The sequence below is a fragment of the Prosthecobacter sp. Pr1 genome (genome assembly GCF_057652315.1).
In genome coordinates this window covers 581,527-595,407 of sequence record NZ_JBYFBS010000001.1, presented here as the reverse complement: position 1 = coordinate 595,407, position 13,881 = coordinate 581,527, and the positions used below count along the sequence as shown (strand labels likewise).

At 59.8% G+C, this 13,881-nt stretch carries 6 protein-coding genes and 1 tRNA gene; 4 read left to right on the top strand and 3 right to left on the bottom strand.

The genetic code is table 11. From position 1 onward, the window contains the following. Positions 1–188: 188 nt before the first annotated feature. Positions 189–261: transfer RNA gene (locus AC24GY_RS02460), tRNA-Ile, on the bottom strand. A gap of 372 nt (positions 262–633) precedes the next feature. Between AC24GY_RS02460 and AC24GY_RS02455 the strand changes: the two genes are divergently transcribed. After that, positions 634–2,505: a DUF1549 domain-containing protein gene (locus AC24GY_RS02455; RefSeq protein ID WP_487679997.1), complete on the top strand. Its 1,872-nt coding sequence runs from the start codon at positions 634–636 to the stop codon at positions 2,503–2,505. Further along, positions 2,469–2,990 carry a DUF1553 domain-containing protein gene (locus tag AC24GY_RS02450; protein ID WP_487679995.1) on the top strand — a complete coding sequence of 174 codons (522 nt, stop codon included), beginning with the start codon at positions 2,469–2,471 and terminating at the stop codon, positions 2,988–2,990. Before AC24GY_RS02455 ends, AC24GY_RS02450 begins: the two co-directional genes overlap by 37 nt. Positions 2,991–3,551: 561 nt before the next feature. Here AC24GY_RS02450 and AC24GY_RS02445 read toward each other — a convergent pair. Next, positions 3,552–7,073, bottom strand: a complete 3,522-nt coding sequence (locus AC24GY_RS02445) for a DEAD/DEAH box helicase (protein WP_487679993.1) — start codon at positions 7,071–7,073, stop codon at positions 3,552–3,554. Positions 7,074–7,213: 140 nt separating this feature from the next. Here AC24GY_RS02445 and AC24GY_RS02440 point away from each other — a divergent pair, with 140 nt between their 5' ends. After that, the gene (locus AC24GY_RS02440; RefSeq protein ID WP_487679991.1) at positions 7,214–9,856 is read left to right on the top strand and encodes a DEAD/DEAH box helicase; all 2,643 of its coding nucleotides are present in this window, start codon (positions 7,214–7,216) and stop codon (positions 9,854–9,856) included. Between the two features lie 8 nt (positions 9,857–9,864). Then, positions 9,865–10,656, top strand: coding sequence for an SWIM zinc finger family protein (locus AC24GY_RS02435; RefSeq protein ID WP_487679989.1), 792 nt, complete (start codon positions 9,865–9,867; stop codon positions 10,654–10,656). Positions 10,657–10,676: 20 nt separating this feature from the next. Here AC24GY_RS02435 and AC24GY_RS02430 read toward each other — a convergent pair whose 3' ends face one another. Then, positions 10,677–13,865 (bottom strand): PVC-type heme-binding CxxCH protein, encoded by a 3,189-nt coding sequence (locus tag AC24GY_RS02430; protein ID WP_487679987.1) that lies wholly within the window; start codon positions 13,863–13,865, stop codon positions 10,677–10,679. Positions 13,866–13,881 lie beyond the last annotated feature (16 nt).

Genomic DNA, 13,881 nt, shown 5'->3' with positions numbered 1-13,881 from the left:
AACAAGAACCGGATGAATTTCCTTTTTCCGTACCACCCAGAGGGTCCTTCTCAATCCCGCTCATGGCGGCCCGAGACTTGGTAGCATCAAAAAATCCCCCTTTGCCATACCAGCCTTGAGACAGGAGCAGGTGCATCACAGTAACACAGTCACCACATGACAAGTCGGACAAGGCAGAACGAAAAAAGTGCTCCCGGTGGGATTCGAACCCGCAACCAAGGGATTATGAGTCCCCTGCTCTAACCGTTGAGCTACAGGAGCGTGCGCACGGAGCATGTGATTATGCATCGCACAGAACACGCGGCAACTAATGATCTCGCTGCCTCCATTGTAGGCCGCCATGCCCCTCCTGCCGCCCTTCGTCAAAACGCCTCGCCTCACAGGGTCTGAAAGACCCACGGACTCAGCCCCGGGCGCAGAAGTGGAGAGACAAGCCTTGAGTCCCCTAAGCCACCGCACCTCGTTGCCTCAATGACGACGATTGTAATAGCAGAACCCCATGTTTTCCAAAAGTGGGGACCGCACTGAAGTTGTGCTTTTCCCAACTCATAGTTCTGGGACGACGTAGCCGTCTGCAACAGCAAGGCGTGATTCTGCGTTTCACCTCGCATGAGAAGCCTCCTGGCATGTTCAATGATCGTCACGTTTTGGCCTGGCACTCTCGCCCGGGCCGACACCGAAGTTTCCTCCGCCGCCGCCGAAATTGACGCGCTTCTGGCTCGGGACTGGGCGGCTGACAACTTGACGCCCAACGCCCCGGCGGATGACAATGTTTTCGTGCGCCGCATCTATCTGGATGTGGTGGGCCGGATTCCCACCGCGCGTGAGGCTGAGGATTTTCTGGCTTCCAGAGAAGAGGGAAGGCGGGCGGCACTGATCGACAAGCTCCTCGATTCCGAGGGCTATGTGCAGAACTACTTCCATTACTGGGCGGATGTGCTGCGTGTTCAATCCAAGGCCCAGCGAACAGGCCCCGCGTATGTTCATTTCGTCAAGGATGCCCTGCGCAGCAACAAGCCGTACGACATGTTCGTGCGGGAGATGATCGCCGGAGAGGGCAAGGCCTGGTCCGATGGTGCGATTGGCTACTACAAACGTGATCGTGGCATGCCCTTCGACAACACGGCAAGCACGGTGCGCGTCTTCCTGGGCACCCGCATCGAATGCGCCCAGTGCCACAACCACCCCTTTGACAAATGGACACAGAAGCAGTTCTATGAGATGGCGGCCTTCACCTATGGCGCGGAGATCAGAGACTACGGCGGCGGTGTCGCGGGCGGCATCAGCGACCTTGTGCGTGATCAAGGCATGGCCATTCATACCATGTTCAAACAGCCTGAATGGCCCAAAAACACGGCTGCTGAGGCCGAACGCCTCGCTTACTGGGCGGAGGTGGAGAAAGTGAGGCGGGCACGCCAGGAGGCTGAGGAGGCCTTGCACCAGGCTGAGCGTTTATACAATCAGGCCCTGTATCGTGGCAACCCGCACTATCCCAAGGTGGCCTTTGACGAGAGGCGCAAGGTCACTCTGCCAAAGGATTACAGGTATGATGATGCGAAGCCCAAATCCGTCGTCGAAGCGGCTGCCATGATGGGCCATGCATGCACACCTCTGCCAGGTGAAACACGGGTCCAGGCCTACGCACGCTGGCTGGCGAATCCCGACAACGACCGCTTCAACAAGGTCGTGGTCAATCGCCTGTGGAAAAAGGCCTTCGGCCTCGCCCTCATCGAGCCGCTCGACGATCTCACGGACAATACCGTGGCGGTGAATCCCGAATTGTTGAGCCATCTTGAAAAGCTCATGGTGAGCCTGAATTACGACATGAAGGCGTATCTGCGCATCCTTTTCAACACGAGCACCTACCAGCGCCAGGCCTCCCAAGAAGAGCTGGCGCCCGGGACTGCCTGCCACTTCACCGGCCCGCTGCTGCGCCGCATGACCGCCGAGCAACTGTGGGACAGCTTTGTGACGCTGATCAACCCGAATCCCGACATGCTAAACATGACCGCCCGCGAATACTTGGAGCAGCGCAGGCTGGCGGTGGGAAAAATCGCCGATCCGGCCGAGACGCTCAAGAGCATTCAAGCGGCCGCCAAGAAGTACCAGGAGCAGCCGGAAGGTGTGGAGGCCATGAAGAAGCTGATGGCGGAGGCCCGCGATGAGGCCAAAAAATACCAATCCATCGCCGCCAAAGTCACCGGACCTGAAAAAAAGGCTGCCATCACCCGCGCTGCTGAGTGCAATGCGAAAGTTAAATCCATCAACCGTGAGATCACGGCCCTTTATAACAAGGCCCGCCGTACTGTCATGACGGACGTGATCATTCCCGGCCAAAAAAGCTGTTCGAGAAGGTCACCGGCAAGCCCTTCGAGACCATTGCTTATGAACCCAATCGGGAGGTTCCGATTCAAGCCGCCCCCAGTGCCAGCATGCAGGCGGCCGGCGCTGCCAGCGACGAGCGCGCGATGGCCGCTGCTGGAGATGATGGCAAGATCAAGATGACCAAGACGGAGGTCGCCGAAGCTGAGATAAAGGTCTGGAGCGAAGAGGCCATGTACTATGACATCCCCCGGAAGCAGTGGCGGGACTACTTCCGTTTGCGGGCCAGGAAGTCCCAGCAGTGGCTGCGCGCTGCGGAAATCGAAAGCCCCGCCCCGCGCGGTCATTTCCTGCGCGAATTTGGCCAGAGCGACCGGGAATTCATTGAGAACAGCAACAGTGAAGCCTCCGTCCCCCAGGCTCTGGCATTGATGAATGGAGAGCTCCTGCCGCAGATCGTTGACCGCTACAGCCAGCTCATGCTCACCGTGGGCAGGGCCCGGTCTGCCGACGAAAGAATTGATGCCGTTTATATGGCCGTGCTTTCCCGCATGCCCACCGCCAGGGAAAAGGACCTTTGCCTTCAGGCCCAGGTCAAGAGCCTCAGCACCGTGGAGGATCTGATCTACGCACTGATCAACACCCGGCAGTTCATCTTCAATCAGTAAGTAACTGCCGTCGGCGTTCTCCCATCGAGCCAACCCTGCCAAGACTCAGCAGGCAAGATCGCCGGCGTTCGGTTGTAAACCTGGCGACTTGATCGTTCCGGGTGTTGATCAAAATCGAATACCTTCTTTGCACATCGTCGTCACAGCATCAATGCCGCGTCCTGTAGCTGGCCACGCCCCTATATGGACTGCGGTCGCGCAGTGAGGAACGAACGCAGCTGCCGCTTTCGAGGGACTGCATGACGCTCGAGTGCCAGAAAATGCTCGAAAGCGGCAGCCGATGATTCTTCGCATGCCGGTCACCTTACGCACACCACAAGACGCCCGAAAGCAGCAGCCAGTGCCGAACACCCTGCAGAATGCAACTCCTCCCTCAAGCACCGCTCCGCACCGGGTCTGAAAGACCCATGGAGTCAGCTCAGGGCGCAGGAGCGGAGCGACAAGCCCTGGGTCTCATGAACCACCGCGCATCGTTCCTTCAGGAAGCGTCCTGAAGGGGCGCTGGAGCACGTTCTTCCGCTCCACCATACCGCCGTCCATGCCGAACATGGACGGTCTGCATTAGGCGACTTTCTCCGCCTCAATATCAAACAAGAAGTCGAAGTCTTCCTTCTCCAGCAGGTTGGTGAAGCCACCTTCGCCCAGCACATTGTTGACCATGAGGTTCTTCTTGTGCTGCAGGGTCATGATCTTCTCCTCGATCGTGCTCTTCGTCAGCATGCGGTAGGCCATGACGGGCTGCGTCTGGCCGATACGATGCGCTCGGTCAATCGCCTGGTTCTCCACCGCAGGGTTCCACCATGGATCGTACAGGATGACGTAGGACGCGGCGGTCAGATTCAGACCGCTGCCGCCTGCTTTAAGAGACAGCAGGAACACACTGGCGTTTTCATCTTCCTGGAAGGCTCTGACAATGCCCGCACGGTCCGTGCTCGCTCCGGTGAGCCAGTGGTAAGGCAGCTTCATTTCCTCCAGCTTGGTGCGGATGATCTTCAGCATGGATACAAACTGGCTGAAAAGCAGCACCTTGTGGCCCTCATCATGCAGTCCCTGAATCACTTCCAAGGTCGAGGTGAGCTTGGCGCTCTCTTCATTCTCCGCAGTTTTGTCCACAAGGCCCGGATGGCAGCAGATCTGCCGCAGGCGCGTCAGGGCCTGCAGAATGGCAAAGCGGCGGCGGTTCACCATGTCAAAGCCGGAGCTGTTCAGCACCATGTGCTGCGCACGGGCCAGCTCCTCTTTGTAGAGCTCTGCCTGACGGCCGCTCATCTCGCTGAGCAGGTTTTCTTCACTGCGTGAAGGCAGATCGCGGGCCACCTGGGATTTCGTCCGGCGCAGCAGGAACGGACGCAGACGCGCAGCAAGGCGCTCTGAGGCACGCGGATCTTTGCGACGGTCAAAGTGGCGGTGGAAGTAGGCGCGCTCACCCAGGGCTCCGGGTGTCGCAAAGGTCATCAGACTCCAAAGATCGAGCAGGCGGTTTTCCAACGGTGTACCCGTCAGCACCAGACGGTTGTCGGCGCGAATCTGGCGCGCTGCCTTGGCTGCCTTCGAGTCCGGGTTCTTGATGTGCTGACCTTCGTCGAGAATCGCTGCAAGCCAGCGGACGGCGGCGAGCTCACCATCAAAACCACGCATCTGCGCGTAGTTCATCACCACCACGTCGATCTGCGTCATCACCAGGTTCAGATCAAACAGATCACGGTCATGCAGCACGAGCACCCGCAGATCCGGGGAGCCCTTCTTGAACTCCAGCGCCCAGACGTCGAGGACAGACTTCGGACAGACAACAAGCACGGGCAGGTGCGGGCCGTCGGCTTTTTTGCGTGAGCGCAGCCACAGCACCCACGTGATCGCCTGCAGGGTTTTACCCAGACCCATGTCATCCGCCAGGATGCCGCCGAATCGATTCGAGGTGAGGTAGGTCAGGAAATGGAAACCATCGACCTGATAAGGACGCAGCGTGACGTTCAGCCCCTCGGGGACGTCAGGGCGCGCATCGAGCTTCGCCTCCTCCATGCGTTCCACGATCTTGCTCCAGGCCTTCGGATTGACGATCTCCGCCGCATTCTCCTGCGCGAGCTGCCGCCAGTGCAGGCGATGGGACTCGTCGCTGTTCTCATTGAGGTCGATGCCCAGACGGTCAAGCATCTCCTGCTGCTCATCGCTGAGCTCCAGCTTTACACGGCGCCAGCTGCCATCAGCCAGACGCACGAACTCGCCCTTCGCGGCGATGAGGCGCCGGATGTCGGCGGGTTTGAGGTCCATCCCTTCGATGTCAAAAACCAGACGCAGGTCCAGCCAGTCAATGCTGCCGGCCTGGGTGGCCTCGATGCGCACGCGGGCAATCAGCGGATCCGCAAGAATGGTCTGCAGGCTTTCATCCGTCTTCAGACTGACGTTCTCAGGGAGCTGCCCGGCCCAGGCATGAAACACATCCGGGAAGTCTTTCGCCATGCGCACGCGCCAGGCGTCATTCTCCATGTCCCAGGTGCGGCGCAGCTGGTTCATCAGCTCTTCGGCGTCGCGCAGGGCTCGGCGGTCGCGGCAGACGATGGTGTCGTCGTTTTCAGCCGTTTTTTTTTCATCCACCGGCTGCCAGCCGGAAAAGCGCAGCATCTCACGCACGCGCCCTTCACCATCGACCGCCTCGGCCTTGAGGGTGACAAACTCAGCTCCGCCGGAGTGCGAGGTCTTGGCCAGACAGGCGGCGGTGATGTTCACGTGCAAATCCTCGTGGCGCACACGGCTCTTGATCGCGTCGGGCACCGGGATATCGATCTCACGCATGAAGGAGATGCCCTCTGCGGTGGCCAGCGCCTCCAGCGGCATGGTCACACTGGCATCAATGCGGGACTCATCATGCAGCCACACGGGGCCGCTGAACAAAGTGTCGGAACTCAGGTACAACGTCTGCACCCCGCGCAGAATGCGCAGCGGCAGTGGAGCGGGAGTACCGTCCGCTGTTTCAAGCTGCAGGGTCAGATTCAGCCCGTTCTCGCTCAGGCGCGCCACCCAGCTCAGAGGCTCGGCCGCACGCTGGAAAGGCACTTCATCCAGGGTGATCATGCGCTCCTGCAGCGCCGGCTGTTGAAACAGCGTCGCGAGCCATAGCGCATGGTGTTTGGATTCCAATCGGAAGGAGTCGTTCCAGTTCTCATCACTCTGCGACAGACAGGAGACCAGCAGCAGTTCCGAGCCGCCCGAAGTCACAATGCGCCCATCACGATGTTCCCGGCGCAGATTGTCGAGCAGCGCGGCATCCACCGTGGTGTACGGGGACGGCGTTTCACCTTCAAGGCGCATCTGCAGGCGAGCATCATTCACCGTGATGAGCAGACGGAAGTCGCACACACGCGGCGGCTGACGGTGGGCCTGCCGGTCATCCTGACGTGAATCGATGAATTCACGAATGCGCTTCTGCCAGGTCGGCACCGTACTGGCGTGCCGCCATTCGCGCAGGGCTTCACGGGTGCCGTCGATGTCGGACATGCCGCGCAGGAAGGCCGGCACAGCGAGTCCTTTGTCAGCAAGCGCGAGCGCGATGTAGTTCCAGAACTCACGCAGGGTTTTGGGCGCTTCAGGCCACAGCGCCACGGGTTCCAGGCTCTGGATCGCCCACTTCGGATGCAGACGCACCATGTCTTGGTCAAAGATCTTGCCGGTGAGGCGCACGCGTTCGTAGCGCTTCTCCATCTTGCTCAGATAATTCTCCTCATCAGGCGTGAGCGGCCGCTCGAGCTTTGCAGTGAGCAGGTGCTCAAAGTCCTCTTCCTCCACCGGGATCATCGGCAGCGTGCCACGGGCCTCACGGCGCTGCACGGCCACCAGCGTGGTGCACAGGGCCAGATTTTCCAGTTCCTGATCGTCATCCACGTCCGTCTCGCCGTGCCAGCCATGCTCGCCGCGCAGCCAGCGCACTTGGGCAGGCCGATCATCCAGCCGCACCTCGGCCATCATTTCATCTTCCAGCAGTTCAAGTCCCCTCACCGCATCATCGTCCGCAAGGCGTTCCGCCTCCTGACGGGTGCGTGCGTCGAACGGTCGGAGCAGAATGGGAAGGTCGGTGATGAGGCTGGACATGCGAGGAATGAGGCCCACGCCGGTCAGCGGCGGGGGAACCGGAGCGATAGCATGGACAGTGGCCTTTGGGAAACGAGGATTGCTGAATTTCCACATTCCAACTCCTTGTTTGACAACGCTTCCTCGTCCACACACAGCCCATGCTCGCCCCCGTCCTCACCCCCACAGGTTTTCTTTCCCACGAAGGAGTGGCGGAATCGGCGGCGGACAGGAAAATCGCCGCCGCCGGCTCTCCCAGCGCCATTTTTCGCGTTTTGAGCACGGATTTGCTCACCGCCGAACTGGAGCCCCCCTGGAAATGGCTCCGGGAGTTTGCCCAGCAGTTCTTCACCCGCCTCTGCCAGACCAAGGATGCCCTGAGTATTCCCGCCCCCTCCCTGACCGACTTCATGGCCGCGGCACCACCCTTCGCTGGCGCGGAATACCTCACTCTGGAAGTCCTCGAACGCTGGTGGCACGATCTCGCCCAGCACATCAATCAATTGGCCACCAACGGCGTGGAGTCCTGGCTTCGCGAGGAATGCCCCGCCTGGCATGTCGTCGGCCGCGTGACCTTCCACCTCGCCGAAAACAAGACCGACACCCAGCGCCCCTTCGCCTTCTTGGCCACCTTCACCGAAAAACTCAGCGCCACCGGCCAGCCACAGCACCTGCCATTGGCCCGTGCGCTCCAGCTTTACTCCGGCCAGAAAGATCAAACCGCCCTCAATGCCCTCCTGGCACCAGTCCGCACCGCCGCCGAGAAATCCAAACTCCTCCGAGAGTGGCTGGAAACAAAGCGCCTCTTTCAACCCATGGCCATGTCGCCTCAGGAGGCCTTTCGCGTATTGCGTGAGACCACAGTCTTTCAAGAGAGCGGCATCGTCATGAAACTCCCCGACTGGTGGCGCAGCGGCAAAGGCCCCCGCCCCGCCGTCTCCGTGACGATCGATGCCCCAAAAAAATCCTCCCTCCATGCCGGAGCCCTGCTCAACTTCAAAATCGCCGCCAGCCTCGAAGGCGAGCCCCTGACCGCCGCCGAATGGGAAAAACTCCTCAGCGCCGACACCGGCCTCGTCTCACTCCGCGGCCGCTGGATCGAGGTCGATGGCGCCCAACTCCAGGAGGTGATGTCGCATTGGGAAAGGGTTCAGCATGCCACCGGCGAAGGCGGCATCGGTTTCCTCGACGGAATGCGCATGCTCGCGGGCTTTGATCCGCGTTTGGCGGCCGTGGAGGAAGCGGGCACGGAGTTGGTGCATGACTGGAGCGACATCGTGGCGGGCAAAAATCTCGCACACCTGCTCGATCAGATGCGTGATCCTGCCGAAGCACAACCTCCACCAAATCTCTGCGCCACCCTGCGTCCCTATCAGCTCAAAGGCTTCGCGTGGCTTCAGTTAATGACTCGCCTGGGCCTCGGGGCCTGCCTGGCCGATGACATGGGTCTCGGCAAAACACTGCAAGTCATCGCGCTGCTGCTCGCTCGGCAAAAGGAGAAAAAAACACCCGCCCTGCTCATTGTCCCCGCCTCCCTCGTCGGCAACTGGAAGGCCGAAGTCGCCAGGTTCGCCCCCGATTTAAAACTCTTCATCGCCCATCCCTCCCAAACCTCCCGCGAAGCGCTCGACCACGCCGTGCAGCACCCTGCCGCAGCCCTGCGCGGCTGCGATGCCATGCTCACCACCTACCAGTTCCTCCAACGCACCGAGTCATGGCAGCAGCACCCCTGGAGCGTCGTCATCCTCGATGAAGCCCAGGCCATCAAGAATCCCGGCAGCGCCAGCACGAAGGCCGTGAAGCGCCTGGTTGCCCCCACGCGCATTGCGTTGACTGGCACACCGGTGGAGAACCGTCCCGGCGATCTCTGGAGCCTTTTCGACTTTCTCAATCCCGGCCTGCTCGGCGGTTCCGCCGCCTTTGCCGATGCGGTGAAACGCTGTGCCAAAAGCAGCGCAGGTTTTGCACCGCTGCGCAAACTGGTGCAGCCCTACATCCTGCGCCGCATGAAAACGGACCGCAGCATCATCAGCGACCTGCCCGACAAAATCGAAACCAAGGCCTTCTGCGGCCTCACGAAACGTCAGGCCACCATCTACGCAAAACTCGTCGATCAACTCGCCAAGATGCTCGCCGACAAGGAGATGGAACCCATCAAGCGTCAGGGCCTTGTGCTCGGCTTCCTGCTCAAGTTCAAACAAATCTGCAATCATCCAAGTCATTGGAACGGCGACGGTGCCTGGAACCCCGAAGACAGCGGCAAATTCACGCGGCTCGCGGAAATTTGCAGCGAACTCGCCGAGCGCCGCGAACGCGCGCTCATCTTCACACAGTTTCAAGAGACCTGCGATCCACTCGCCCGATTCCTCGCCACCGTCTTTGGCCGTGAGGGCCTCATCCTCCATGGCGGCACTGCCGTGAAGAAGCGCCCGCAGTTAGTGGAGTCCTTCCAGCAGCCCGATGGTCCGCCCTTCATGGTTATCAGCGTCAAAGCCGGTGGCACAGGACTCAATCTCACCGCTGCCAGCCACGTCATCCACTTTGACCGCTGGTGGAACCCCGCCGTCGAAAACCAGGCCACCGACCGCGCCTTCCGCATCGGGCAGAAAAAGAACGTCATGGTTCACAAATTTGTCTGCCAGGGGACCATTGAAGAACGCATCGACGCCCTGATCGAAGAAAAGATGAGCCTCGCCCACGACCTGATCACCGGCGACGGCGGCGCCGAAAAACTGCTCACCGACATGGGTGCGGAGGAATTGCTGAGCTTGGTCGCTCTTGATGTGAACTCCGCTGTCGTGTAAAAAACTCCATGTGGTGGTCCTACCAAGATGTCGAAGAACAAAAAAAACAGGTGCAGCGCGAGATCGCGAAGCGAAAGAAGCGTGGGGAAAAATTTGAAGTACTGCCGGCTCCAGCGGGACAGAAAAAACTGAGCACGACATTCTGGGGGCAGTCCTGGTGCCGCAATCTGGAGTCGTATCAGGACTATGAGTCGCGGCTTCCGCGTGGACGCAGCTACCTGCGACAGGGTAAGGTGTACGACCTGCAGATCGAATCAGGCAAGCTCAGCGCGGTGGTGGCAGGATCAGAACTTTATGACACGAGCATCACCATCCAACCGCTGCCAAAGAAGCAGTGGCAGCAGATCGTGAAATCGAGCGCTGGGCAGATCGGCTCCATGCTGGATTTGCTCGCGGGAAAACTCGGAGATGGCCTGATGAAGGTGCTCACCGATCCCGACGAAGGCTTGTTTCCGAAGCCAAAAGAGATTCGCTTCATCTGCTCCTGTCCCGACCATGCGGACATGTGCAAGCATGTCTCCGCTGTGCTCTACGGAGTCGGGGTGCTGCTCGACACGAGACCGGAGCTGCTCTTCACCCTGCGTGGCGTGGATCAAGCCGAGTTGCTCTCCAATGCCAGCAGCGCCGCTATCACCGATCTATCCGCCTCTGAAGGTGATCTAGCCGGTGTCGATCTCTCTGCGATCTTTGGAATCGACCTGAGCACAGATATCGCGATTGAAGCGCCTCCACCTGCCCAAAAGAAATCCACGAAGAAAAAGGCAGTTAAGAAAGCCGCAAAAAAGGCGCAGAAAAGCTGACGACAGAAGAGCCCCCCCCTTCACTTCACATGCATGACTCCGCGCATGATCACCCAGTGGCCGGGGAAGGTGCAGAGGTAAGGGTAGTCTCCGGGTGATTTTGGTGCGGTGAAGCGCAGGGTTTCAGTGGTGTTGGGATTGAGCAGCTTGGTGTGGTGCAGAATTTTGTCCGTCGGTGGGATGAAATCCTTTTTGATGCCCTCGGGGTCTTTGGCCATCTCGTTGCCGGCAAGTCCGATTTCCTCAACGCTGCCGGGCTGGCAGATGGCAAGGTTGTGGGCGGTGGCGTCGGGATTATTGAAGACGAGGCTCACCGGCTGGCCGGGCTTCACGCTGAATTCGGTTTTGTCGAAGAGCATGCGCTCGCGCACGCAGTTGATGGTGATTTTGGCGACACCGGGCTGCTTGTCGAAAGCGGTTTCTTCGACGGTCTTTTTCTTCTCGAAAGGACCGCGTTTGTAGGTGGCAGCAAAGGCGTCCATGAATGCGGTGAGCTTCTCGTTCTCCTTATCTTTCCAAAGCCGCGAGAGCGCTTCGCTGCCAAGTGCGGTGCGCACGGCGTAGGTCAGGTGTTCGCCCATGGGCCGGTCAAGCACACCGAGCACGGCATCCAGCGCGTCCTGCGTACCGATGTAGCTTGCGGCGATGACGGCTTCCATGCGCACGAGCCCATTGTCGTCATTGGCGCGGGCCTGCAGTTGCGCGATGCGATCCGGCAGATCGACGTAACGCAGTTGAGTTGTCGCGGCAGCGCGTGCGTGATGTTCGTCGCAGTTGAGCAGTTCTTTGAGCAAGGCTGTGTTTTCTGTGCTGAGGGTGCGGTAGGTCCACAGGGCTTCGAGTTGATGGTGGCGGAAGCGGGCGTCTTTGGGGTCTAGCTTTGCCACCCAGGCATCCAACGCGGTTTTGACCTCAGCGGCGTAGCGTTCATGCAACTCGCGCTTGGCCTGATAGCGCCAGCGGTAGTGCGGGCTCTTTAGAAGATCCAGCAGTGCGGGAATCGGTGCACCGGCCACTGTGGGTGGTTCGGCGAGCTTTGCTCCCTTCGGTACGATGCGCCAGATGCGTCCGCTGGTGCGGAGACGGCGCGGATCACGCAACGAGTACTGGGCGTGGCCTTTGATGGGGTTGTACCAGTCGCAGATGTAGAAGTCGCCGCGCGGCCCGACCTTCACATCGGTGGGGATGAAGCTAAGGTTGGTGGAGAAGATGAGATCACCGAGTTTTTTTTCCTCATAGTGATCGTCCATTTCAATCCACTGATGCATCTCGATGTTGTTCGTGGGTTTGTAGCGCGCCTTGATGAAGCCGCCCTGCAACTCCTGCGGCCAGAAATCGAAATCCACAAACTCCTGACCGCAGGTGCCGGAATACGCGGGCATTTTGCCAGCGCCGGGATGCTGCTCAGGATAGGGCGGATTCGTGGCGTGGAATGCGCTGGCGAAGATGGGATGGCTGGCCATGTGATGGCCCCAGTCGTCGAAGGTCACGCCCCAGGGATTGGTGCTCGGATAGCTGCCGAAGGTGCTGAGCTTTTGCGTGTCGGTGCGCAGACGGAACCAGCCGGAGTTTTCGAGGCGCACGGGGCCGTAGGCGGTTTCAATTTGGGAGTGCAGGAAGATCGAGTCGCGGATGATCAGATCGCCATCGGGGCTCCAGACAAAATCGTGCAGCGCATGGTGGGAGTCCTCCGTGCCAAAGCCGGTGAAGATCTGGCGGCTGAAGTCCGCCTTGCCATCGCCATCCGTGTCTTTGAGGAAGGTGAGGTGTGGCTCATCGGAAACATACACACCGCCGTCGCCAAACTCAAAGGCCAGCGGGATATGTAGGTTGCTCGCCCACACCGTTGATTTATCGGCACGGCCATCGTTGTCCGTGTCTTCGAGAATGATCAGGCGGTCCTTGGGCTCCTGACCGGGGTAGAGATGCGGGTAGGCCTGCGAAGTGCTCACCCACATGCGGCCCTGCGTGTCCCAGCGAATTTGAATGGGGTTCGCGATTTCGGGGAACTGCTCTTCGCTGGCAAACAGGTTCACTTCGAAGCGCGGATCGATCTTGAAGGCGGCGAGTTCGTTTGCGGGTGTCATCCATTCGTTCGCCCCCTTGCTCTCCTTCGTCGCTGGCATCTCGGGGACATTGGAGTCATCGACTTTTTTGCCAGTGAAGCTCTTTCCCTGTGCGATGGCCCAGATGCGCTGGTCGCGATTCGCCACCATGACATCAAAGCTCCGCATCGCTGGCAGGAAGTCGAGATAGCCGTAATCCTTGTTGCGGTCGCCTGTGTAGTAGAAGCCGTTCAGCGGCCGGTAGCGTTGAAAAAACTGCCGGTTCTTGTCTGCGATGGCCGCACGCAGTTCGGGCGTGGTTTCTGGGGCGCTGACATCGAAGGTAGCGCGGTAAAGCGCGTCGCCAAACACCGCGTACCCCTTATCCTCCAGATGAACGCCGTTGAAGGTGAGGCCCTTCATCGCTGGCAGCATGGGGTCAAACACGTTGGCGAACCCCACTTTCTCCTCTGCAGCCACTTCACCCATCGCCTTGGTGTAGGCGGCAAGCCGTGCGTTGTTCATGTCCGCCGCCGGGACGCCGGTCACGTTCTCATTGGCAATGGGCGACACCAGCACCACATGCGGCGCCGTCTTGCCGTTGTAGGCATGCGTCTTCAGCTCCTGCACCAACGCCGTGAGCCGCAGTTTGAAATCCGGCAGCTTCTCCAGCCCGCCGAACGATTCATTAAATCCAAACGCCGCGAAGATCACATCCGCCTTCTGCGCAAACAGGTGCTGGTTCAGCGTGCCGAAGTTTGTCGGACGCGGCATCAGATCCACCTCATCAGCCGACCACGCCAGCGTACGCACCACGAGCTGCTTGTCTGAGTGCCCCTTCAGCAGCATTGCCTCGAAATGCGGGAACTGAGCGCCGCGATCAAACAGGGTGTTGCCGATGAACACGACGTGATCGCCCTTCGCCAGAGCAAGCGGTAGCGCTGTATCCACGGCCGCTGTCACCGGTGGCAGCGGTGCGGTTTTTTCCTCCATGTAATACTTCGCCAGCGCCGGGTCTTCAGGTGGTGCAGGTTTGCCCGTGTCTGTGTTCTTTGCATCCAGCGGGTTGATCGCCATGGCTGGTTTGCGAGCCGGCGTTTCCGGCGCGTCCGCAGCGTAAGCGAGGATCGCCAGAGTGAGAAAGAGAACGGCGGGCTTGATCATAAAGTGGATGACTTGG

Coding starts and splice junctions, on each gene's coding strand:
- AC24GY_RS02440 (WP_487679991.1), top strand. CDS start 7,214: ATGCTCGCCCCCGTCCTCACCCCCACAGGTTTTCTTTCCCACGAAGGA.
- AC24GY_RS02445 (WP_487679993.1), bottom strand. CDS start 7,073: ATGTCCAGCCTCATCACCGACCTTCCCATTCTGCTCCGACCGTTCGAC.
- AC24GY_RS02450 (WP_487679995.1), top strand. CDS start 2,469: ATGGCCGCTGCTGGAGATGATGGCAAGATCAAGATGACCAAGACGGAG.
- AC24GY_RS02430 (WP_487679987.1), bottom strand. CDS start 13,865: ATGATCAAGCCCGCCGTTCTCTTTCTCACTCTGGCGATCCTCGCTTAC.
- AC24GY_RS02455 (WP_487679997.1), top strand. CDS start 634: ATGATCGTCACGTTTTGGCCTGGCACTCTCGCCCGGGCCGACACCGAA.
- AC24GY_RS02435 (WP_487679989.1), top strand. CDS start 9,865: ATGTGGTGGTCCTACCAAGATGTCGAAGAACAAAAAAAACAGGTGCAG.